Source organism: Flammeovirga pacifica (genome assembly GCF_000807855.2).
GTDB classification, from domain to species: Bacteria; Bacteroidota; Bacteroidia; order Cytophagales; family Flammeovirgaceae; genus Flammeovirga; species Flammeovirga pacifica.
Map to the genome: position 1 here is coordinate 2,070,044 of NZ_JRYR02000001.1, position 22,419 is coordinate 2,092,462.

Annotated in this window: 18 protein-coding genes; 8 read left to right on the forward strand and 10 right to left on the reverse strand. The window is 31.8% G+C overall.

Annotated features, from left to right (window positions below):
* Window positions 1-12: 12 nt before the first annotated feature.
* Window positions 13-474 carry a hypothetical protein gene (locus NH26_RS08320; RefSeq protein ID WP_044224847.1) on the forward strand — a complete coding sequence of 154 codons (462 nt, stop codon included), beginning with the start codon at window positions 13-15 and terminating at the stop codon, window positions 472-474.
* A 58-nt stretch (window positions 475-532) separates the two neighbouring features.
* Here the strand turns inward: NH26_RS08320 and hemA are convergent, their stop codons facing one another.
* Window positions 533-1,789 (reverse strand): glutamyl-tRNA reductase, encoded by a 1,257-nt coding sequence (gene hemA, locus NH26_RS08325; protein WP_044224845.1) that lies wholly within the window; start codon window positions 1,787-1,789, stop codon window positions 533-535.
* Between the two features lie 71 nt (window positions 1,790-1,860).
* Window positions 1,861-2,961 carry a DUF3179 domain-containing (seleno)protein gene (locus NH26_RS08330; RefSeq protein ID WP_158021903.1) on the reverse strand — a complete coding sequence of 367 codons (1,101 nt, stop codon included), beginning with the start codon at window positions 2,959-2,961 and terminating at the stop codon, window positions 1,861-1,863.
* A gap of 268 nt (window positions 2,962-3,229) precedes the next feature.
* Here NH26_RS08330 and NH26_RS08335 point away from each other — a divergent pair, with 268 nt between their 5' ends.
* The gene (locus NH26_RS08335) at window positions 3,230-4,162 is read left to right on the forward strand and encodes a hypothetical protein (protein WP_044224841.1); all 933 of its coding nucleotides are present in this window, start codon (window positions 3,230-3,232) and stop codon (window positions 4,160-4,162) included.
* 74 nt (window positions 4,163-4,236) lie between these two features.
* Here the strand turns inward: NH26_RS08335 and NH26_RS08340 are convergent, their stop codons facing one another.
* Window positions 4,237-5,553 (reverse strand): M28 family metallopeptidase, encoded by a 1,317-nt coding sequence (locus NH26_RS08340; RefSeq protein WP_052432077.1) that lies wholly within the window; start codon window positions 5,551-5,553, stop codon window positions 4,237-4,239.
* A 188-nt stretch (window positions 5,554-5,741) separates the two neighbouring features.
* On the opposite strand from NH26_RS08340, the gene NH26_RS08345 reads away from it, so the two are divergent.
* On the forward strand, window positions 5,742-6,227 hold the full coding sequence (locus NH26_RS08345) for a tetratricopeptide repeat protein (protein ID WP_044224837.1): 486 nt from the start codon (window positions 5,742-5,744) through the stop codon (window positions 6,225-6,227).
* 14 nt (window positions 6,228-6,241) lie between these two features.
* Here the strand turns inward: NH26_RS08345 and NH26_RS08350 are convergent, their stop codons facing one another.
* From NH26_RS08350 to NH26_RS08360, 3 genes are all read right to left on the reverse strand, one after another.
* Entirely contained in the window at window positions 6,242-6,496 is a 255-nt protein-coding gene (locus NH26_RS08350) for a hypothetical protein (RefSeq protein WP_139262940.1), read from the reverse strand.
* Window positions 6,497-6,615: 119 nt separating this feature from the next.
* The gene (locus NH26_RS08355) at window positions 6,616-6,924 is read right to left on the reverse strand and encodes an RNA-binding S4 domain-containing protein (protein WP_071397122.1); all 309 of its coding nucleotides are present in this window, start codon (window positions 6,922-6,924) and stop codon (window positions 6,616-6,618) included.
* 1 nt (window position 6,925) lies between these two features.
* Window positions 6,926-8,500, reverse strand: a complete 1,575-nt coding sequence (locus tag NH26_RS08360) for a toxin-antitoxin system YwqK family antitoxin (RefSeq protein WP_044224832.1) — start codon at window positions 8,498-8,500, stop codon at window positions 6,926-6,928.
* Window positions 8,501-8,650: 150 nt separating this feature from the next.
* On the opposite strand from NH26_RS08360, the gene NH26_RS08365 reads away from it, so the two are divergent.
* Window positions 8,651-9,742 (forward strand): AMP-binding protein, encoded by a 1,092-nt coding sequence (locus tag NH26_RS08365; protein WP_044224830.1) that lies wholly within the window; start codon window positions 8,651-8,653, stop codon window positions 9,740-9,742.
* Here NH26_RS08365 and NH26_RS08370 read toward each other — a convergent pair.
* Entirely contained in the window at window positions 9,720-12,665 is a 2,946-nt protein-coding gene (locus NH26_RS08370) for a ligand-binding sensor domain-containing protein (RefSeq protein ID WP_139262942.1), read from the reverse strand. The two genes, NH26_RS08365 and NH26_RS08370, sit on opposite strands and share 23 nt — an antisense overlap.
* 122 nt (window positions 12,666-12,787) lie before the next feature.
* A complete protein-coding gene (locus NH26_RS08375) occupies window positions 12,788-15,199 on the reverse strand; it encodes an ATP-binding protein (protein WP_084812107.1) in 2,412 nt (803 codons plus the stop codon).
* Between the two features lie 649 nt (window positions 15,200-15,848).
* Between NH26_RS08375 and NH26_RS08380 the strand changes: the two genes are divergently transcribed.
* A complete protein-coding gene (locus tag NH26_RS08380) occupies window positions 15,849-17,846 on the forward strand; it encodes an alpha-amylase family glycosyl hydrolase (RefSeq protein WP_052432075.1) in 1,998 nt (665 codons plus the stop codon).
* 254 nt (window positions 17,847-18,100) lie between these two features.
* The gene (locus NH26_RS08385) at window positions 18,101-18,691 is read left to right on the forward strand and encodes a hypothetical protein (protein WP_044224824.1); all 591 of its coding nucleotides are present in this window, start codon (window positions 18,101-18,103) and stop codon (window positions 18,689-18,691) included.
* A gap of 25 nt (window positions 18,692-18,716) precedes the next feature.
* Here NH26_RS08385 and NH26_RS08390 read toward each other — a convergent pair whose 3' ends face one another.
* Window positions 18,717-19,826 carry a DegT/DnrJ/EryC1/StrS family aminotransferase gene (locus tag NH26_RS08390; RefSeq protein ID WP_044225122.1) on the reverse strand — a complete coding sequence of 370 codons (1,110 nt, stop codon included), beginning with the start codon at window positions 19,824-19,826 and terminating at the stop codon, window positions 18,717-18,719.
* Window positions 19,827-19,858: 32 nt separating this feature from the next.
* A complete protein-coding gene (locus tag NH26_RS08395; RefSeq protein WP_044224820.1) occupies window positions 19,859-20,245 on the reverse strand; it encodes an arsenate reductase family protein in 387 nt (128 codons plus the stop codon).
* A 223-nt stretch (window positions 20,246-20,468) separates the two neighbouring features.
* Between NH26_RS08395 and NH26_RS08400 the strand changes: the two genes are divergently transcribed.
* On the forward strand, window positions 20,469-21,368 hold the full coding sequence (locus NH26_RS08400) for a LysR family transcriptional regulator (protein WP_044224818.1): 900 nt from the start codon (window positions 20,469-20,471) through the stop codon (window positions 21,366-21,368).
* 80 nt (window positions 21,369-21,448) lie between these two features.
* Window positions 21,449-22,402, forward strand: a complete 954-nt coding sequence (locus tag NH26_RS08405) for a YeiH family protein (RefSeq protein ID WP_044224815.1) — start codon at window positions 21,449-21,451, stop codon at window positions 22,400-22,402.
* Window positions 22,403-22,419: the final 17 nt, after the last annotated feature.

Genomic DNA, 22,419 nt, shown 5'->3' on the forward strand with positions numbered 1-22,419 from the left:
TAACTATTTACCATGAAAAAGCAACTATCCTTTCTTCTTTTACTTTTTATTTCGCTTCATTCTTTTGGTCAGGAAGAATTTGTAGCATTAGAGAAAAAAGAAGATTATAAAAAGGCAGAACCAATTGTACAGAATGTAGTAGATTTCCTTTTAAGCAATCCAACTACTTTTAAGGAGGAGGTAAGAAAAGCTGGTTACGCTTTCGTTATAAAGTGGATGTCTGGCACTCCAGATCATACTTTTTCCATTTCTGCTGAAGGAATGAATTTATTGAATAGCGATGAGGATTATCTTGCCATGTATATGGCGGCACAAACAAAATTTGCATTTGATAATCTCGATAAAAAACTAACCCCTGTAGAAATTGAAAAAGGAGGGATCGTTTTATTTTTCGAATATTGTGCTAACCCTGTGAATGAAATGAAGTTTACGAAAGGCATGAAAAAGTACTTGAAAAAGAATAAACTTCAATAAAAAAAGTCCTTCGTTGAAATATGTTCAACGAAGGACTTTTTTCTATCTCTTAAATTATTTATTTCTCTACATCAATATCAAATAAATCAGTAATGATTTTACCCATTTTTTGACCTTCTTTTTTATTGACAGATGCTGTTGCTTTTAATTGAAGTACGGGAACTTTCATGATTTTATTCAACAAGTTCTTTGTAATCTTTTCTACTTGCTTCTTTTCTTTAGAAGATAATTGATCTTCATACTTTTGAACTTCTTTCCCTCTAATTTCTTCAAGCGTATTTTTTAAACCTTTAATTATAGGAGAAAATTCCATTTCCTGCGTTCTCTTATTAAACTCAGATAATGAACACTCAATGATTGCTTCTACTTGTGGTATTGCATTGATACGCTTTTCTAAAGCCTTATCAGCTCTAGCGTTAATATCATCAACCGTATAGACAATCACTCCAGGAATATCCTCTACATCTTCAGCTACAGAACGTGGTACAGATAAATCCATAAAACATTTGAAAGCTAGAATATCTAAAGAAGATATATTTTCTTTATTAAAATAATCGGCAATTGGTAAAGAAGAGATAATAACATCAGCTTCTTTAGCTGCTTTCCATAACTCTTCGAAAGGTCTGGTTTTATATCCTGTTTCTGAGGCTAACTCTTCCGCCACCTTAAAGGTACGGTTCATGATAGTCACATCAGAAATATCTGTGTTTTGTAAGTTTCTTACGGCGTCCGTCCCTATTTCGCCTAAGCCAACCACAAGAATTTTGGGGTCATTAATATCAGAAGTTAATTCATCTAACATTTCTACTGCAGCATAAGATACTGAAGCAGCGCCATCCCTAAATTCTGTTTCTATTTGCACTCTTTTGTTAGCATTAAAAATTGTATGCATCAAACGGTGTAAATAAGGCCCTGCCATTTCATGATCAGCCGTCCATTGATACGCACGTTTTACCTGACTAGAAATTTGAATATCACCTACTACTTGAGACTCCAAACCCATAGCCACTCTGAACAAGTGATTTTGTACATCTTTGGGATCACAAACAGATTCAAAATATTTATTCGCTTCAGCTCCTTTAATATTTTTAATCGAACAGATGTCCTTGATTAAGCTATCAGATATATCCTCATCAGCCATATAATAAGCCTCCGTTCTGTTGCACGTAGAGACAAACAACAGTTCGTTAAGACGTTGATCTTTCTGATACGTCTTCAACAGTTGTTCACAATCGTCTTGCGACAATGATAACTTACCTCTAACTTCTAGAGGAGTATTTTTATAAGATAATCGAATTGCTTTGAAATCTTTCATACCTGTTTAAAAAGGGTCTTGGTACAAAAATACTACTTAAGTAGGTTAAAATATAGGTTTATTTAAAATGATTACCAATTAATACTGTAAATCAAACTTTTAGAATAAAATTCAAGCTCAGGAAAGGCAAAACTTTGTGTAGTATGTATAGGAGTTAAGTGACCTCCCTTAAAATGTCCGTCTACACATTCTCCCATAACGTTCCATTTTGATTGTGATTGTTCGTCGATATACAACCCATCTTTTTTAGAAAACGATAACCAAACTCCATCATACAATGAAGAAAAAGCCACTGCTGAACCTATTACTTTAGATTGATTGATCTCCCTTTGGTCTAACATTGATTTACTGCCATCCACATAAAAAATTGTGATGTACATATCGTTTGGAGTATCATTTATTACTTTTTTCTTTCTAATTTCTTCTAAAGGGTAAATCATATGATCACCACGTAAATTAAGTGTAATCACCCTCTCCATTGGCATCATACGTTCATCTGGCATATGATTAAGAAACAAAGGTTTTTCGGTAAGAATATTATCGTACTTATAATAAGGGTTGATTCCATAAGGTAGTAAATCATCTTTCTCATCGAAACGTAACACTAAACCATATTTACAATTATCATAAAACTGATTCATAGTCATTCGAATACAATCTCTTTCTGTTAACTGCTGATTTCTTAATTCTCCCGTTTCACATTTACCTGTATATTGTTGCCACCAAGATTCCGATTGCTCATCATACAAAACAACATTACTCATACGTACCATTCCTGAAGGAGCAAAAACCAATTCTCTTTGTACACCATTTCTTTCAAAACGTCTTTCAAATACTTTAATAGCATCTGTTAAAGGACAATAAGTAATGGCAATTGGCATGCCTCCTATTCTATCGTTAATGACCTGATGAAACATTAAAAATTCCATAGGATAAGCCTTGTGTTCTCTACCTTGAGAAACCACTACAACATTTTCGTTACCCTTATAAAAGTCTTTAGCGCGTTCTTCGTTATAAAATTTAGGATGATTAATGGCTTTAAAAGCATCTCTAGGGGTGAGTGCTTGATATTGCCACAAATTGAAATTCGTATTTTCTAGGTCAGTATTCCATTCATCGTTTACACCTACCCTATTCACTTGAGCGTTAAGCCCTAGTGTTATACACATCATCAAAAAAACGAGATGGAAGACTCTCATATTAAAGTAATTATTTGTTCCCTAATTTAATTTATACAAAAGTAACAAATGATGTTAGACCTACCATTATTTTTAAGTCATATTAATGGTAAAAAAACCATGATATATATGATAAAATATACTATTTCAATATTCCTTTGAACATAAAAGATAAATAAACTACATTTTAACGTTTTTACTCTTTATCAAAAAAAAAATCATCTATTTTAATTTTACTTATAAACTATAACTTTTTAATACAATGTTTAAACAATTTTTTATTACTTCCCTACTACTAGTCACTTCATTCACACTTCTTGCTTCTGGTTCTGAAAATGCAGTACCAAACGAAGAAACCCCCTATCATTTGATGGGCGAATATGACGGTAAAGGAATGTCAGTAGTATGGACGGTAAATGAATGGCCTGCTGGTTTAGAAAAAATGGTCATTAAAAAGAAAAGTGCCTCTACAGGAAATCAATGGGTAACACTAACTAAAACTCCGTTATTACCAGGATTTAAAGAAGATAAAGCTTTAGATAATGTTACTGACAATGCTGATTTTTTAGAAGAAATGAAGCAATATCAAAAAAACGCTTTTGAGAAAGATCCGAAAGGATTATCTTCTTTAACCAACGAAGAACTTATGAAAGCAGTTGGTGAAAATCCTAAAATGATTTTTTGGGTGAACTTAAGCATTTTAGCCGAATATAAATTTGCATTAATGACAGGCTTTGGTTTCAAAGAAATCGATCCAAAAAAAGAAGTTATCACCTATGGATTATTCCCAGTGATTAATGGTAAGGAGGCTACTACTCCTATATTTACTAAAGAATTTGATTTAAATGCTAAATTAAAGGACGAACCGGTTATAGTTTCTAAAAAGACTGAAAAAGGGTTGGGTGGAGAAGGAGTAAAGATTGATGTAACTTATGAAGCTTCGTCATTACCTGAACACTTTAGTTTATTTAATGTCTACCGTACAGAAGAAGGCTCTAATGAAAAAGTAAAAGCAAATAAAAATTTAATGGCTATCAGTACAAAATTAGCTGAAGGCGAAACAAACCTTAAGCTTACTTTCAAGGATAAAGAAATTGATAATACAAAAAAATATAAATATGAATTTATCATCACCTCTTTGTTTGGAAATGATGCGAAACCATTTACTGTAGATTATATTCCTGCAGCACAATAATATTTTTTTATTCAAAAAAGACCTTGATGAATCAATTACTCATCAAGGTCTTTTTATTTATGGTTAGACAGATCTTACTTTAATTTAGGAGTAATTCTTCCTCTAACTATTGGCTCGATAGCCACACTCAATCCTTTAATAACATCCACAATATTCTGATAATTTAATGTTTCTGCTTCATCGTTTACCGTATGGTAATACGTATCGAAATCAATATCTGTAGAAGAAACTGTATGTGCAATGACTCCTCTTACAGCAAATGGAGCATTATCAGAACGCATAAATAAATCTAAATCTTCATAAGGATCGGCAAACAATTTAAAATTGATACGATTTTTTAATACCGTTTCTGCCATTTGTGCTCCTAACGTACTTTTGTCATATCCTGTTATATATGCCTTTCTTTTCCCATTTACAGAAGGTTTACCAATCATCTCTATATTGATAAGTGCTACTATATTTTTAAGCTCTTCATCAGACATATGATTTGCCATATAATCAGAACCTATAAGTCCTAATTCTTCTGCGGTAAAAGTGACAAACAATATAGTTCTTGGATATTTTATTCTTCTCTTACCAAAATACTCTGCTAATTGTAAAACGGCAGAAACTCCAGATGCATTGTCGTCTGCTCCATTAGCAATTGAATCGCCTTGTATTTGCTGTAAAATCCCTATATGATCATGATGAGCACCGATCATTACAACTTCTTTAGCTCTTGGACCGTTCCCTTCAATTTTAGCCATGACATTTCTCATGACGATTTGATGGGTTTTCTGTTGAAAAGATAATTTAATTTTTTTGAATTTTTGTCTAACCTCTGGCTGATCTTTTACCCAAATGATATTTCTAGTACCATCCAATTGATCTAAATAATTTTCTTTGTTAGACAACTTTATTTTCAACTGAGACATTTGCTGTTGGTTCATATCTCCTTGTACCCATACTAAAGTAGGCTCGGTGGTTTTAATTAAACTTTCTCTTTGATCTTTAAAATCATCCTCTTCTCCTAAAGTTATCACCTTCAGTGATTTTGCCTTTTTAAGCATCCAATCAGAGCGATCAGTATCTATAAAGAAATCAGAAGTTGATACAGCTTTTTTATTCAATAAAAGAGATTCAGAAATAAGCTCTACTCCAAACTTATTGATATTTTGAAAGTAAGAACCCTCATCACCTGCAGGAACAAGCCCATACTTTTCAAACTCTGTTTTGATGTACTCTGTAGTTAGTCTTTCTCCATCAGATCCAGCATAACGCCCCCTTAATGCATCACTCGATAAAGTATCAATTATTTCTTTTGTACGTCCTGTTGAAATCTGTGAATATACAGAAGTAGGTAAGATGATAAATAATATTAAAAGGCTAGATATTGTTTGTACTATTCTCATGAACTATGAAGATATGTTAAGTTTTTCCCTAATGAATTTAATCGTTAGAAACTTTTTTAAGCACGAAATGTATTAAACATATGTGACACGTTTTCATTAACGATTGGGTTTGTACTAATGGTTTTTTTAACCTCAAGTGACAATTTCAACATAAAAGTAAAGGAATTTACTTTAAATAACATACCACTATGAAAGAATATACAACAGAGGTAGATGTTTTATTTACTCAATTAAAAACTGCTACTGATAAAGATAAAATAAGTGACTTAGAAAATTCAATTCTTCAAATTTGGCAAAAAACTGAAGATCCCTTCATGATTGACGTATTTCATTTGGGTACAGAACAAATTGCTAAGGAAAGGTTTAAAGATGCCATTGCAACTTATTCTCATGCATTAATTTTTAATAAAAATCACTCTGAGGTTTATAATAAAAGAGCGATTTGCTATTACATGAGAGGTGAGTTTAAGAAGGCTATAGAAGATTTAAATAAAGTATTAGAATTAGAGCCTAGGCACTTTGCTGCACTCTCGGGTCTAAGTACTATTTATAGAGAACTTAAACTCGAAAAATTATCTTTAAATCATTTAGAAAAGTTATTAAAGATTGTCCCTAATAAAGAAGGGTTAAGTCTTCAGGCAAAAAACATTAGAAAAAACCTTAGGAAAAATTAGTTTCTAGCACATTGCTATACCAATAGTCCTTTGTCTTTTTTACTAGGATCTGTAGCACCTGGAGGTAAAATATAAATACCTGGAGGTAAATCTAAATCTGGGTCATTTGGAGATACAGGCCAACCACCATTATTATCGTTATCGTCATTATCGTTGTTCAATGGAGAATCGTCAGTTCCTCCATCATGAAAAAACGATTGGTAAAATGACCAAGCTGCTATACCAATAGCAAAATACATAACTAAAAATATGATGTGAAGGTTTTCCATTTTGGCTGAGTTTGAGTATAATCCTTTAGGTTAATCTTTGTTACATCAATTTATAAATAAATGTAAACAAAAAAAAGAGATAGATTAAAACTATCTCTTTTTTTCGTATCTATTTTCTTTTACTTATTTAAGTAAAATCGTTTCTCATCGATATAATCTTTCAGCTTAGACAATTCCTCTTTTGAAGTAATTTCTTGGACATTGTCATTCACTAAAGAAGCTCCTACTCTCTTATCAATAAGATTGACAACCTTAAATTTCCTCCATATAGGATCCTTCTTAACCTCTACAATGTCTCCTGTCGCTATTTTCTGTGATGGTTTAGGAACATTTCCATTTAATAAAACCTCTTCTTTTTTACAAGCATCTGTGGCTACGGTACGTGTTTTAAAGATTCTTACGCACCAAAGATATTTATCTATTCTCATATTATTCGTTGGGGTATTTAACTTCTAAAAGTGTCCCTTTATTATAAATTTCTTCTTTTTCCAAAGTACCACTTTTATCAAAATATTGCCAAGTATCTAATTTCTTGTCTTTGTATTGTTTTCCTTTTTCTCGGATTTGACCATTTCGATAATACTTTTTAATTACTCCGTAGATGTATCCTTTGTCATAAGGTACTTCCATTAATACAGTTTCACCATCATCAAAATATTCAATATGAATACCTACTAAACGGCCTTTTCTATATTTTTCCCGAGTCATTAACACACCTTCTTGATTATAAATCAAACTTTCGCCGTCTTCAAAACCATTAATGTAGTTCTTTGTAGTCTTTAACTTACCATTTGCATAATAAGTTTTCCATGCTCCAGTTTTTAACTTCTTAATCAGTTTACCTTCGGTTTTTAACTGACCATTCTCAAAGTATTCTTTTGTCGAATTTTCTGTTTCATTTTTGGCATATGTTTCTACCATCATTAAAGTGGTACCGTCTTCATAATATTGTTTCTGCGCCCCCTTTTTTAAACCTTTCTGATAGTTAAAAACTTGTTTCAAAGCACTATCATCATAATACATTTTAGTTATTCCATGCATTTTACCTTGCTGCATGTGCCCTTCTTGTAATAAAACCCCACTCTCAGAGAAATCTCTAAAAACTCCTTTTTGTTCTTTCCCTAAAGCAGTAATCATTTCAGACATTAACTGACCATTTTGATAATAGTTTTTATAATTACCTGTACTTCTACCACGAACCATTTTGTTTTCAGACATTAGTTGTCCAGACTCATAATACTCTAATCGAAGACCGTGTTCTATATTATTTTCAAAAGGAATTACTTGTTTTAATTTACCTGAAGGATAGTATTCTTTTGACTCTCCTTCCAATTTCCCCATCACAAAATCACTTTCTTTCTGTGCAGTGGTTGAAGCTGGAAAATAGGTAATATACTTCCCATCAATTTTACCTTCTTTGTAATTTCCTTTCTGTATTAAATTTCCTTTCTCATCATATACTTTAGTGATACCATTTCTTTGTTCCCCTAACATTTCTGATTCATTCATCAATTGACCTGAAGGGTAGTATTCTTTCCAGTAATTATTTTTGATGTTATGTTCTACTTTCAGTTTACCATCAGGAAAGTATTTTTTCATTACACCCACCATCTGATCTTGTTTAAAATGAGCCACCGTTTTTTTCATTCCTTCTACATAAAATGAAGTATACTCACCGTGCTTCATATCGTTTTTATAATGCACTTTAAAATGAACTCTTCCGTTCTCGAAGTACTCAAAAAACTCTCCTTCTAATTTACCGTCTTTGTAATGAGATTTAACAATCAAATTATCAGAACCAGGAAAATATCTTTTGTATTCTCCGTCTATTCTATTTGAATCTCCTTCCAACACATAAAACTCCTCTGCTACTATTCCTGCCCAATCATCATAAAATGTTTTTATTAGCGTATGCTCTTTTGATTGACTTAATACACTAAAAGGAATTAAGAAAATAAAAGAAAAAGTAGAGATTATATTGTTATAATATTTTAGGTACTTCATAAGTTTGTATGAATTTCAGAAATTGATGGGTCAATAAGTATCTATAAAAAGTCAAATATTATGACCGAGTGATGGTATATCTTCAAAGATCAATTATCATTCCTAGTATAACAAACATCTAAAGGTTTCCTAACTTAATTAATGTGAAAAATGAATTTATATATCTTAGATAAAACATATTCTTACAAAGACATTCAGCAAGGAAACTTCCAAATGGAAGGAGATGATTTTATTGATCCAATACTATTATTCTGCTTTGAATGGTTGAATAATACCCAAACTTTCTCCCTTCAATCATCTGGATCCACGGGTGCTCCAAAAGAAATTCAAATCTTAAGGAAACAAATGGAAAGCAGTGCTTCTGCTACTGTAGCCTTTTTAAATTTAAAAAAAGGAGATCATGCATTAGTGTGTCTAAATACAAACTACATTGCTGGAAAAATGATGCTCGTAAGATGTATGGAACAAGACATGTTTGCTACAGTAGTGCCTCCTTGTTCTGCTCCATTTAGAGAACATAATTTGCCTCAACCTTATGATTTTATTGCAATGGCACCCATACAAGTACAGTTTTCATTAGACTGTGCAGATGGATATCCAGACTTTTTATCAACAAAAAAATTGATTATTGGTGGTGCTCCTATTACTGAGAATTTAGAAAACAGAATCAAAAAAGAACTTTCGAAGGTGGAGGTATTTCAAACTTACGGAATGACGGAAACTGTCTCTCACATTGCTCTTAAAAAAATTCATGCCAATGCAGATGCCAACTATCATACATTACCTGATGTACATATTGGTGTTGACAATAGAGATTGTTTATGGGTGAATGGTCCTATGAGTAATCATCAAAAATTACAAACAAATGATGTAGTTACTCTTATTTCTTCCAACTCATTTCTTTGGTTAGGCAGAGCCGATAACATTATCAATAGCGGTGGCGTAAAAGTACAGGCTGAAAAAGTGGAAGCTGCTATTAATGTCGTTTTAAAAGACATTGGTTATCAAAATATCAATTTATTTGTTGGAGGTATACCTCATGAAGATCTAGGAGAAGAAGTAACATTATTTGTTGAAGGCATTCAGCTAAAGGGTACTGAAATTGATCAGCTTTCAGAATTAATACAAAAGACATTGGGTAAATATGAGATACCTCGACAAGTGGTTTCTTTACCCAAGTTTGAAAAAACAGAAACTTTAAAAATAAAGAGAAAAGCCACTATTCAGAAATACCTGGATTAGTAGAACTATTTACATTAAAAGTAAGAATATAATCTTGCAATTGTTGATCTACAGGTAACTCTAATTTCTTTTTAAGACGGTACCTAGATGTTTTTAAACTATCTTGAGAGATACCTAATAAATTCGCACATTCTATTAAACTTAAATTCAATCGAATTAAAGAACAATGCCTAAGATCATGTGATGTTAAAGAAGGGTGTTGCTCTTTTAATTTTCTATTAAAATCTTTGTGTACCCCTTCAAAATAATGTTGAAACTCTTCCCAATCTTTATCCGTTTTTTCGCTCTGATCTAGTGTTTTATAAATTGGTTTCAAAATACTTTTCAACTGATTATTATCCTTTTCTAGTATTTTCAACTGCTTTCTTAGACTTTGCATAAAGTTACTTTTTTCAACAATATTTAAAGTCACTACTGTAAGGTGCTTGTTTCGTTGTTCTAATAATTCGGAAAGCTTTTCTTCTCTTAATTGAGAGTTTTTTAATTCCGCTTTAGCGATCTCATGTTCAGCATCAGAAATTCTTTGTTTTTTCTGATAGAGTTCTTGTTGCTGATCCATAATTTTAGTTCTTTGAGTAGCAATTTCTTTTGCTCTCATTTCTACTAAATACTCCAAGCGCTTCCCTTTTTCTTTTAGTTTCTTATTATGCCTTTTAAATAAAAAGACAATTACTGTGGTTAGTAAAATAAATAGTATTACATAAAACCATGACTTTTTATAAAAAGGAGTAATAATTCTAAATTCAAAGCTGGCGATATCACTCATTTGGTATCCCAACTGCTGAGCTTTCACCTCAAAAAGATAATTACCATTTGTAAGGTTCAATAACGTTAGCTCATCAACTTTTGAAGGTAAAGTCCAAGTTGAATCTACAGAACGTATTCTATATTGATATTTTACATTATCATTTGGAAAAAATTGATGATCAAATTTTAGCTTAATGTTACTTTCATAAGGCAGTTCGGCATTGGATTGATCCCATAAATACTCTTTGGCATTTTCCAATGTATATAATCTAATTTTTGGGACTGAAGTCTTGTCCTCTAATAATGGAGAATGATCAGAAATAACCAATCCTTTTTCGGTAGCGATCCACAATCTACCTTCAGAATCACACTCTAAACCTTGGAGTTTAATTGCGTTTGAAGGAAGTCCGTAAGTCTTATCAAAATATTGAACTTTTTGATTTTTAACTCGGATTAATGCATTAAATGATGCCAACCAAATAGCTTGATCTTTAGTTTGAGCAATAGCTTTATAAGAAGTAGTCTGAGGCAATCCTCTAACAATCATTTCTTCTAAAGTGATTTCATTTTTCTCTAATGATGCATTAAAGTAATAACAACCATCTGTTGTAGCGATATACACTAATCCATCATTTATAAGTAAATCATTAATACTTATATTTTGATCCACTTTTCGAGGAAACTTCAAATTAAGGCTTTCAAATGTTTGAGTTTTATAATTGAATTTAGAAAGTAATTGAGAGGCATTTCTTCCTCCAATGTAGAATGTACCTTCACCCTTTATCACATGTGTCCCATTCAATACTTCTTTTTGAATGATCGTGACGTCGTCTCCATTTAATTTAAGTAGTCCTTGATCATATTCCCCTACTGCCCACAAATGATTTTCTTCATCAACAAACATGGAAATAATAGATCCTTTTACATCTACTTTATCTAATTTTTCAAATCTATTATTATTTAATGGTGTCTTAAAAATATGGCCATCATATGTACCGATATATAACTCATCATTAAATAAAGTAAATACCCTAGATCGTTCTGGACATTCGTATAGATAAGTTTGTATCCAATTTCCATTCACCCATTCTAATTGCCTTAAGCTATCTCCTAAAGAGATTATTATTCTTCCCTTTGCTACTTCTTTGGCTGATTCAACAATACGATGTTTTGTAACGATATCAATAGACTTAAAAGGAGCCTCCTTTAATAGTCCCATACTTTCGGTACCTGTCACCCAAATACCTTGTCCTTCTACTCTCTTCAAATCAATAATATCTTCCATACCATTTAAATGAAGTTTTCGAACTTTAGGATCACTTTTCGATAGATCAACATAGTAGACTCCATCGTTCCATGTTCCTACCATCAATTGTTTATCTTTCAATTGACAAGCAGAAGAAACGTCTTTTATATCACATAACTTTTTCCAAGTACTAATCTGTCCCTCTCTATTGACTGTCATCTCGAAAACACCTTCTTTACCTCCGATCCAAAAAGTTTTAAAACCCACTTTTTCAACGTAGGCTATATTATGAAGATCTTGGGGTAATGTAACTTGAACTAAATCGTCTTGTTCTTTATCAAAAGTAAAAATACCTACATTATAGCTAAACGCCCATGTGCGTTTATATCCGTCAATTTCAAATAGTACGGAACGAACATAATGTGGAGATTGTGATTCACCGGTGAGTGTATATCTTTTGATTTTGTTGTCGATATAGTGAACTATAGTGGATGTTTCTCCAATCCAATATTCATTTGGAGTTACTTCAAAAATACTTTTAGGATAATATAGAAAATTAGGAGAAAGGGTTGTACTACCTTCTAAAATTGGTTGTATATCAAATTGATTGTCTCCTGAGGTAATTTTAGCAATTCCAAGATCATGAATAACATAAATAGAATGATCTTTTCCCCTAGTTAGAGATTTAATATAATGGCTTGGTAACTTAGAATGAATGAACTCAGTGGTATTACCATCAAACTTCATGATACCATTATCAGTAGCTCCCCAAATAATACCATCGTCTGTATAAGATATTGACTTTAATTGTTCTGATATTAAACCACCTTGTACAGGATAGAAGACAAACTCCCGTGATTGTGAATAACTTTTTGAATCTACCAGCAAAAAGAAAAAGATATAAACAAAAACTATGTATTTGCTCTGCATGATGTGATTTAATTGATAAGTTGTTCACAATTTTGATAAACATTCACAAATTTCCTCAAAATTGTGAATAACTTTCTAATTGTACAATATTCAAACATTGTAAAAAAGTGGAAGAAGATCAATTACTCCTCGGAATGCTGTAGTCCTTTAATTGGTAGAGAAATAGTAAAAGAAGTTCCTTTTCCTGGAGCAGAAGCTACTTTAATATCACCATTATGATCCTGGATAATACCAAAAGAAATAGACATACCTAAACCTGTTCCCAAACCAACTGGTTTTGTAGTAAAGAAAGGATCAAACACTTTACTTATGGTTTCTTTATCCATCCCTTTTCCATCATCTTTTATTCTGATGTAGATGTAGTCATTTTTACTCCATGTTTTTATATAAAGGTTTCCTTCTCCTTCAATAGCTTGTTCGGCATTGTTTAATATATTCATAAAGACTTGGTTTACTTTACTTTCGTTACAGCTTACCAAAGGTATCCCTTCATATTCTTTATGTACTTCTACTCTATTTTTCAATTTATTATTCAGAAGGCCAAGAGAAGTATCGATACCTTCTTCAAGGTTAGCATCTACAAATTGTGCCGCATCCATTCTTGCAAATGTTTTTAAGTCCATTACAATTTGAGTTGTTCTTGTAGCACCTTCTTCTATACCATTTAATAGCTCACTAATTTCATCAATTACAAACGAAATTTCGTACTGATCTTCTATTTCCTCTACAATGTTATCTTCAACGTGTTTGGTTAATTCGTTAAAGGCTATCGTTAAATCTTCAATATCATCTTTTAGAGGCAAAACATTATTTGCTACAAAGTTGATAGGGTTATTAATTTCATGGGCAATGCCTGCAGTTAATTGACCGATAGAAGCTAATTTTTCAGAACTAACTAATTGATCTTGCATCTCTTTCAGCTTAAGTAATGTAGATTCTGTTTCTTTTAGAGAATTACTTAATGCTTGATTTTTATTTTGAATCTCGTGGTTTTGATCTCGAATTTCATCATGAGCAACTCTCAATTTATCTGATTGAGTACGTAAAGCTTCATTTTGTCTTTCGATATGTTTTGTTCTCTTCTCTACTAATAATTCTAAGTGATTTTTATGTACTTCTAATTGTTTTTGAGCATCTTTTAATTCAGTGACATCCACTAAGAAACTGGTAATACCTATAATATTGCCCTGTGTATTTCTAAACGGATTAAAGAATTGTTCAAAGTAATATCCTTTAAATTTATCAACTACAACAAGGTCTTCACCTTTGATACATCTATCAAAATAATCGTCTTGGAAAATATGTTTGTTATCTTCTCTAATATCATTGTAAATATCTAACAGATAGTCCCCTTTTTGTAATCTCTTACCGGTTAACATTTCTGTTATTTTCATGAATTTTTCATTACAACTCAGCATTCTTTTATCACGATCTAAGGTATATACCATGATGTGATCAGAATTATCTAAAATATTTCTGAGTAGTTCGTTGGTTTTTTTGTACTCTTCTGCAACTATCTTTCTTTGTCTAAGTTCACCTCTCCATTTATTACTCATAAAGGCTAATGAAACAGTAATGATAACCCAAAGTACTAAGGTTAAACCTAGAGTGAAATTTCTTGATGCTATAGAACTTTTTAATACTGTTTCTAATGGAACTCTTGTTGTAATAACCCACGGTTCTGTCATTCCTTGAATCTTTATAGGAAATAACATTTCATAGTAACTTTCATCTCCGTTCTCACTTTCTACAATACGCGATACTTTCTGATCGTTTCTTAAAGAGGCGAATAAATACGGAGGAATACCATCATTTAACCCGATATCTTCTTGATTTATCGACCCAACAATTTGTCCGTTTGGAGCTGCAATACAGATATACCTATTATCTTTATTATCATTTTCATCAATAAAATTTTGGAAGAAAGCTAAACGGATAGCCGTGCCTACCGCTCCAACAATTTTTTTATTTTCATCAAAAAATGGTAATACTACATGTACAGCAAAGATATTTTTTTCTTTACTCTTTTTGATATGTTTAGGTAAGGTTACAAATGACTCTTTAGAAGCTAAAATTCTATCTTTTAAAAAGAAGTCATCCCAATTAAGTTTATCTTGAATTACTTCATGGGAAATTTGATTTGAGTTGGGATCAACAATTTCTTTATCGTAAAACTTAGGGTTATAAACAGTAGAATCTTGATTGGTACTATCTAATAAAGCCATCCACAAATATTCAATATTGTTATATTGTGATACGGTATTCGTAAGAAGAGCCAACATTATTTCATCTGATTCTTTGGATTTTTCACCAATGATTTTCATTGTGGATCCCATCAACCTCATTTCAGATAATAAAGTTTGCAAACGAGATTCAATAGACTCACCATATCTAACTGCTCTTTCTTTTGTTACCTCAAAAGCAAGCTTTTTAGATTGACTTCCGCCATTCTCGTAAACTTTAAAACCAATAATTAAAAAACTAAAGGTGGTTAAAGCGATCACACTCAATATTGATTTGCTCTGTGAACTCAATTTTATCTACAAATAGGTTATTTTTAAGAAGTTATCTTTTCGTCTTAAGTATTAAAAACTCAATTTTATAATCAATCAACAAAATTAAAAATTATATAGCTAACTCGAGATGCTAATTTAAACATTTAAAAAATTTATTGACTGCTAATTTAATACACTTTAGAAAGTTTTAAACGTATGGGTGTATCAACAAAAGTTTCTTTATTATCTAAGTAATTATTTCCTCTATTTAATTTATTCCAAGATAATAAATTCTTAATTCGGTTGTTTAATATATAGCCCTTACACGGATGATATATTAACGTACCCAATTATTTAAAACTTCTATTCCCCTGCCGTCTTGATTTCGATAAATTGTTGTTTAATTTGTTCTGATATCACTGTTTATCTGTATAAGAATCAGATTGAAACAGCCTTTATTGTTTTTCCGAAAGTCAAGTAATACAAAAGTAGAAAAAAAACATTAGACAATACACATAATGTTTATCAACATAAAATTATAAATATTTATTAGTATCGAAACGCGTTGCAATCAAATGTTAACAAAAACTATATCCAATAGGGCATCAAAATTTATAAAAAGATCGTATTTTAAAGTAAGATTAGTTGATGTATTCAACGTTATTAAAAAATCTCTTGTATAGTAAGTATGAAAAAAGAATCTAAATTGCTCAAAATTCTTGAGTACTTAGAAGCAAATGAGGCAAAAGAAACGAGAAGTTATTTTGTTCCTTCACTTTGGCTTGGACAAGAACAAGGTGCTTCTGCTCCAGTAGAAACCAACCCGATGACTTTCTTTAAGGAAGCTATTAAAGAAATAACAGCTCCTACAGATAGTAATGTTAATTATAATTATTCATTATCTAAATTAAGAAGTGATGTTCACGGTAATGGTGGAGACTGGACCTATTTCTCAAGTTTTTACAATATCTTCCCAAGACTAACCACCGCATATGATCATGATAACGACGGTCACGTTGGATCTGATTATAGAATGGATATCACATCAAGTGAAAATGGTTTTAGAGAAACTGGTACATTATTAAAGTGTATTGCTTTATTAAAATATATCAGAAACTTAGGTTGTAATACGGTATACATGTTACCAATCACTAGTATTGGTGAAGATGGTAATCGTGGTGACCTTGGTTCTCCTTATGCTATTAAAGATCAATATAAATTAGATCCTAATTTAGCAGATCCTTTGATTCCTTTTACTGTAGAGGAACAATTTGAAGCATTCGTTGAAGCAGCTCACATGATGGGTATGCGAGTAATTATGGAATTTGTACTAAGAACCTCTTCTTTAGGTGGTGATTGGGTAACTACAAATCCTGAATGGTTCTATTGGATTGATAGAAATAGAGCTCATGAGTACCATTCTCCAGAATTCCCTGCTCACGAACTTACTGAAATTAAGAAAATTCCAAAGGGTGGCGGATTCCACTTCGCTCCTAGTGCAGAATATAGATCATTATTTAAAAAACCACCTCGCCCTGAACAAATTAAGATCGAGGACGGTAAATTTGTTGCCTACACTGATGAGGGTGCACTAATTATCCCTGGTGCATTTGCGGACTGGCCCCCTGATGATATTCAACCTGCATGGTCGGATGTTACTTATCTAAGAATGTATGATTTTCCTTATGAGCATCAGCCTAATGATTATAATTACATTGCTTATGATACCATCCGTTATTATAATCCGGAATTGGCTCAACCAAACCACGTTAATCGTCCACTTTGGGATAAAATAAGTGGTGTTATTCCTCATTACCAACAATTTGGTATTGATGGGGTAATGATTGATATGGGACATGCCCTACCTCAACCTTTAATGGAAGAAATTATCCATAAGGCGAGAAAAAATGACCCTGACTTTGCTTTCTGTGAAGAAAACTTTGATGTTACTCAAAAAAGTAGAGACGCAGGATTTAATGCTGTTTTAGGTCACGAATGGAGGGTTACTGCTAGAGATAAGCGTGATGGTATTCAAAGAATTGTACAAGATTCTAACGACTATCTTGCATTGCCATATTATGGTACTCCCGAAACTCATAACACACCACGTGCTATGATGAGAGGTGGAGAACCTCATTGTAGAATTAGTTATGTTTTAAATAAGTTTTTACCTAATTCTATTCCTTTAATTCACCAAGGATTTGAATTACTTGAAGAATGGCCTGTGAATACGGGACTAAACTTCTTGCAATCAGAGACCGATTACTATAGTAACCAACGTCTTCCTTTATTCTATAAATCTGCTTTAAGATGGAATAACGATCATAACTTAATTGGATACATCAAGTATATCAATTCAATTTATAATCAGTTTGGATGGATGTTAAACAACGAATACTTAAGAGGTAATGAAAACTCTATGACAATTCATTACCCTGAGAATTCTTATGATAGTGTAATTGGGTTTGAACGTTTTGATCCATGGCACCTAGACCATACTGTTCTTGTTTTAGTCAATACAGACTTTCACAATCAACAAGATTTCTACTTAAACATTCCAGGTACTAACAATGGTAAGTATTGGGATTTTGTAGAACAAAAAGAGTATGAGTTTGTAGACAACTGGGTATCTGGTACACTACAACCTGGTCAATCCATTATTATGGAAATCAGAAAATTGGTATAACATTAAGTTGATAATACATCTAACCGCTTACATTAATGTGAGCGGTTTTTTTATGCCTTCAATAAATTTACGTTGTCTATATTCAACCATTTAACTCCCTAGTTTTCAAGCCTTAAACAACTCATTATCATACTTCCATTTCTCTCTTTTTTCTTTCACATTTAATATGAAAAAGTTCACAAGTGTTTGCTAAAATATCTTAAAATTAATCGATTATATAGGTATGTTTGTATCGAACGATAAAAAAACCAATTATGAAAAAAAGATATTTCACTTCAATTTTAATTAGCTTATTGATTCTAGTTCAACTTCCATCATATGCTCAACATTATTCATCAAATAATACTTCATTAGAACACCATAAAGAAGAAAAAGGAAAAAGTAAAATTGCTTTCTACATGGGATATACAGCTATCCCACAAGCTATTAATCATGATGTTTTAATCGTTCCTACAATAGGTTTTGATTATACTTATAGACTAAATAATAAGTTCTCTATTGGATTAGTTAATGATTTGGAAATGGCACAGTATGTTGTAGAAGTAGAAGGTAACCAAGAACTACATCATGGCGAAGAAGCAAAAGAAACAGAGGTCCTAGAAAGAGAGTTTGCGTATGTTGGAGCTGTTGTTTTGTTTTATTCACCAATAGAAGGATGGAATATTGGTATTGGTCCTGGTATAGAATTAGAAAAGAATAAAAACTTAATGGTAGGAAAAGTGCTTCTCGAAAAAGAATTTGAACTTCCAGGGGAATGGGAAATCGCACCTACACTTCAATATGATATTAAAGAAGATGTTTATGACTCTTGGAGCTTAGGACTAACCTTCGGTAAACGTTTTTAATTCACGGTTCAGAGGTAGATATAAATCATGCTAAATCAAAAAATAATTTGATTTGATGACATACATATTCGATTTGTTTTTCTGTTATTCCAATAAATAACGGTAAACTTAATGTAGTAGAGGCGATTTTTTCAGCAATGGGAAAATCGCCTTTTTTATAATTTAGATGACTTAACCCTTCTTGAAGATGCATAGGAATTGGATAATGAATTTGAGTTCCTATACCTTTGTTCTTTAAATAAGATTGTAATTCATCTCTCTTCTCTGTTTGGATAGTGAATACATGATATACGGGCAAGCATACATCTTTAGGTTTAAAAAGAACAATTCCCCGTACATTTTTTAAATATTTGATGTATAAATCAACCTTAAATCTTCTTTCTATATTCCACTTATCCAGGTATTTAAGCTTCACGTTTAGAAAACCAGCTTGTAATTCATCTAATCTAGAATTAACACCTGTGGAATCGTGTACATATTTAGTTTTTGAACCGTAATTTCTCAGTGCAATACATTTATCATAAAGTTCTTTATTATTCATGTTTATTGCACCTGCGTCTCCTAGTGCTCCTAGATTTTTACCAGGATAAAAACTTGTTGCACTAATATGGCCAAAACTACCCGCTTTTTTTTGCTTCCATTCCGCCCCTTGAGCTTGAGCATTATCTTCTATCAAATAAAGTTGATGTTTGCTCACCAGCTTTAAAATTTGATCCATATTGACCACAAAACCATACAAGTTTACCACTAATATTGCTTTTGTTTTATCCGAAATATTTTCTTCAATTAATAAAGGGTTAATCAATCCATCTTCCAAAGAAACATCAACAAAAACGGGTGTAGCATTTAAAGATAAAACGGCTAAAACACTGGCATAAAAAGAATTAGATGGAAGAATTACTTCATCTCCTTCTTTTATATCTAAAGCCATTAATGCAATTTTTAGAGCATCAAAACCATTACCAACCCCAACACAATATTTTGTAGCATTATATTGCGCATAAGAAAGCTCGAAAGCTTTTAACTCATTACCTAATATATAATTTGATTCATTATATATTTTAGTAAACGTATCAAACGCTTCCGAGCGAATACTGTTTTGGAGTGGTTCTAAAGTTAAAAATGGTACCTTCATAGGAGCTTTAAAATTTCTCCATAGATACAATTTTAAACATACATATCCTCATAAACATCAAAAATATGTTCTATAGTAGGATCAATTAATACCTCCTCTTCATGAATAACTATTGGTGTTTTTAATAAAGAAGGGTAAGCTGTTAGAGTATGTTTTAATACTGTTTCACTCATCTCATGAATGTCTTGACTAAAACATCTGTACCAAGGTGAGTTTTCGTTAATCAGCATAGATGCTGCTCCTGATTGCAATCTTTCGAAAAGATGGTCTAAAAGTCTTACAGTTAAGTTAGAGTTGTTTACGATAATTGTATCTACTTTCGTCTTTGTCTTAACTTCAGCTAGTAATACTATTTGACTTTGTCTTGTGCTGTCATAAATAAAGACAGTCTTTTTGGGGTTTTGGAATGATAGTGACATATGATAGTAATTTGGACAATGTAAAATGTAAGCTACGTGCTATTTGTTCATTTACAACAAGATAAAATTTATTGATTATTTTGTTGATCGTTACGGCTAAATGATAGGATAATTTATACTAAACAATAATAAAATCAATTTTAGTATATTTATTCTTTGTGCTTTTTATAATCATTTTTTTTAGCTTTAACAATTTACATCTTTTTTAGATCAAAATCAATTCATGAAATCTCATTTTCGCCTACACGTTTTTTCAGAAGTAATTCAAAGACATAGTTTTACAAAAGCTGCTGAAGCCCTTAATATCTCTCAGCCTGCCGTTACTAAGCATGTAAGAGCTTTAGAAGAAGAATATGGGATTCCTTTATTAGAACGAAAAGGAATGCTCATACACCTTACCCCTGCTGGTGAGATTTTAAAACAATATTGCGATAAGATATTCAGCTTAGAACGCCAACTACATTTTGATATTGATTCTATTAAAGAAAATATTGGTGGTACTATTAGGATAGGTGCTTCTACCACAATTGCACAATATATTATTCCATCGGTCATTGCTACTTTCCAACAAAAAGTAAAAGATGTAAAAATTGAAATACGTAGTGGTAACACCGAAGCTATTGAAAATTGGTTATTAGAAGATGTGATCGATATTGGAATGATTGAAGGAGACCCACATCGAGGAGGTTTAAAATATATTCCTTTTTTAAATGATGAACTTGTTCTAGTTTGTTCTGCTAAAAATAATCTTAAAAGTACGACTATAAATATTGATCAACTCTTAAAAAAGCCTTTGGTGATGAGGGAACAAGGAAGTGGTACTAGAAAAATTATTGAAAACGCACTTCATCAGAAAAATATTAAAGAGTCTTCTTTAACTACAGTCATGTACCTCGATACTACAGAGAGTATCAAAAGGTATGTAAGTTCTTCTAATAACTATGCTATTCTATCAATTTATTCTGTACTAGACGAGCTCAATAGAGATCAATTACAGATTATAGATATTGATGACCTTGAAATTAACAGAGATTTACATTTTGTTATAAAGGAAGGAGGATCAATAGGGATTGGAGCTCGTTTTATGGATTACGCCCTTCTTCATTATAACAAAAAGTTATAACCCATTCGTTTTATTGATTCTTTTTCATTCAAAAAATATTGACTTTTGTAATGTAGAAAAAACAACAAAAGTATAAAGTTATGAAAAAGATAATCACTACGTTAAACCAACATCCCTATATCAACAAAGTTATTTATACTGCCTTAATAATCATTACATTACTTCCTTTCACCAATAGCGTTTTTGCTTTATTCTCTGGAATCATTTTCGCTTTAATTTTTAAAATTCCAAACGAAGAGCTTAACAAAAATATTAGTTCAAAATTATTAAAATGGTCTGTAGTATTTTTAGGATTTGGATTGAATGCTAAAGAAGCTATTCAAACTGGTTCTGAAGGATCATTAATTACATTTACTTCAATAGCCTTAACATTAACTTGTGGAGCTATAATCGGTAAGAAATTAGGCCTTGATAAAACAATTTATAGATTAATTGCTTCTGGTACTGCCATTTGTGGTGGTAGTGCAATAGCAGCAATGGCTCCTGCTTTAAAAGCAAATGAAAAACAAATCTCTGTAGCGATGGGGACTGTGTTTATATTAAATGCTGTAGCATTGGTTGTTTTCCCTATTGTTGGTCATATTTTCGATTTAACTCAAACTCAATTTGGCTGGTGGGCAGCTTTAGCCATTCATGATACAAGTGCTGTAATTGGCGCTGGCCAAGCTTTTGGAGAAGAAGCATTAAAAGTTGCTACTACTGTAAAATTAACTAGAGCTTTATGGATTGTTCCTATTAGTTTAATAGCGGCAATAACTTCTTCAGGAAAAGTAAAATTAAAAACAATGCCTTTATTTATCTTCGGATTTATTGCTGCTGTGATCTTAAATACTTTTGTTCCTGCAGTGAATGAATTTGCTGGAGTATTTAATTTCATTGCTCACAAAGGTTTAGCCTTAGCTTTATTCGCTGTGGGTTGTACTCTTGATGTGACTAGCATCAAAAAAGTTGGACCAAGACCAATTTTTCAAGGTTTAGCTTTATGGAGCATTATTTCAGTAATATCATTAGTTGTTGTAATACATATATTTTAATCCATCAATATAACTAT

Excerpts from the sequence above, each read along its gene's own strand:
- NH26_RS08405 (WP_044224815.1), top strand. The coding sequence starts at position 21,449 with ATGAAAAAGATAATCACTACGTTAAACCAACATCCCTATATCAACAAA.
- NH26_RS08380 (WP_052432075.1), top strand. The coding sequence starts at position 15,849 with ATGAAAAAAGAATCTAAATTGCTCAAAATTCTTGAGTACTTAGAAGCA.
- NH26_RS08320 (WP_044224847.1), top strand. The coding sequence starts at position 13 with ATGAAAAAGCAACTATCCTTTCTTCTTTTACTTTTTATTTCGCTTCAT.
- NH26_RS08355 (WP_071397122.1), bottom strand. The coding sequence starts at position 6,924 with ATGAGAATAGATAAATATCTTTGGTGCGTAAGAATCTTTAAAACACGT.
- NH26_RS08345 (WP_044224837.1), top strand. The coding sequence starts at position 5,742 with ATGAAAGAATATACAACAGAGGTAGATGTTTTATTTACTCAATTAAAA.
- NH26_RS08330 (WP_158021903.1), bottom strand. The coding sequence starts at position 2,961 with ATGATGTGTATAACACTAGGGCTTAACGCTCAAGTGAATAGGGTAGGT.
- NH26_RS08340 (WP_052432077.1), bottom strand. The coding sequence starts at position 5,553 with ATGAGAATAGTACAAACAATATCTAGCCTTTTAATATTATTTATCATC.
- NH26_RS08360 (WP_044224832.1), bottom strand. The coding sequence starts at position 8,500 with ATGAAGTACCTAAAATATTATAACAATATAATCTCTACTTTTTCTTTT.
- NH26_RS08335 (WP_044224841.1), top strand. The coding sequence starts at position 3,230 with ATGTTTAAACAATTTTTTATTACTTCCCTACTACTAGTCACTTCATTC.
- hemA (WP_044224845.1), bottom strand. The coding sequence starts at position 1,789 with ATGAAAGATTTCAAAGCAATTCGATTATCTTATAAAAATACTCCTCTA.
- NH26_RS08395 (WP_044224820.1), bottom strand. The coding sequence starts at position 20,245 with ATGTCACTATCATTCCAAAACCCCAAAAAGACTGTCTTTATTTATGAC.
- NH26_RS08370 (WP_139262942.1), bottom strand. The coding sequence starts at position 12,665 with ATGCAGAGCAAATACATAGTTTTTGTTTATATCTTTTTCTTTTTGCTG.
- NH26_RS08390 (WP_044225122.1), bottom strand. The coding sequence starts at position 19,826 with ATGAAGGTACCATTTTTAACTTTAGAACCACTCCAAAACAGTATTCGC.
- NH26_RS08385 (WP_044224824.1), top strand. The coding sequence starts at position 18,101 with ATGAAAAAAAGATATTTCACTTCAATTTTAATTAGCTTATTGATTCTA.
- NH26_RS08350 (WP_139262940.1), bottom strand. The coding sequence starts at position 6,496 with ATGGAAAACCTTCACATCATATTTTTAGTTATGTATTTTGCTATTGGT.
- NH26_RS08365 (WP_044224830.1), top strand. The coding sequence starts at position 8,651 with ATGAATTTATATATCTTAGATAAAACATATTCTTACAAAGACATTCAG.
- NH26_RS08400 (WP_044224818.1), top strand. The coding sequence starts at position 20,469 with ATGAAATCTCATTTTCGCCTACACGTTTTTTCAGAAGTAATTCAAAGA.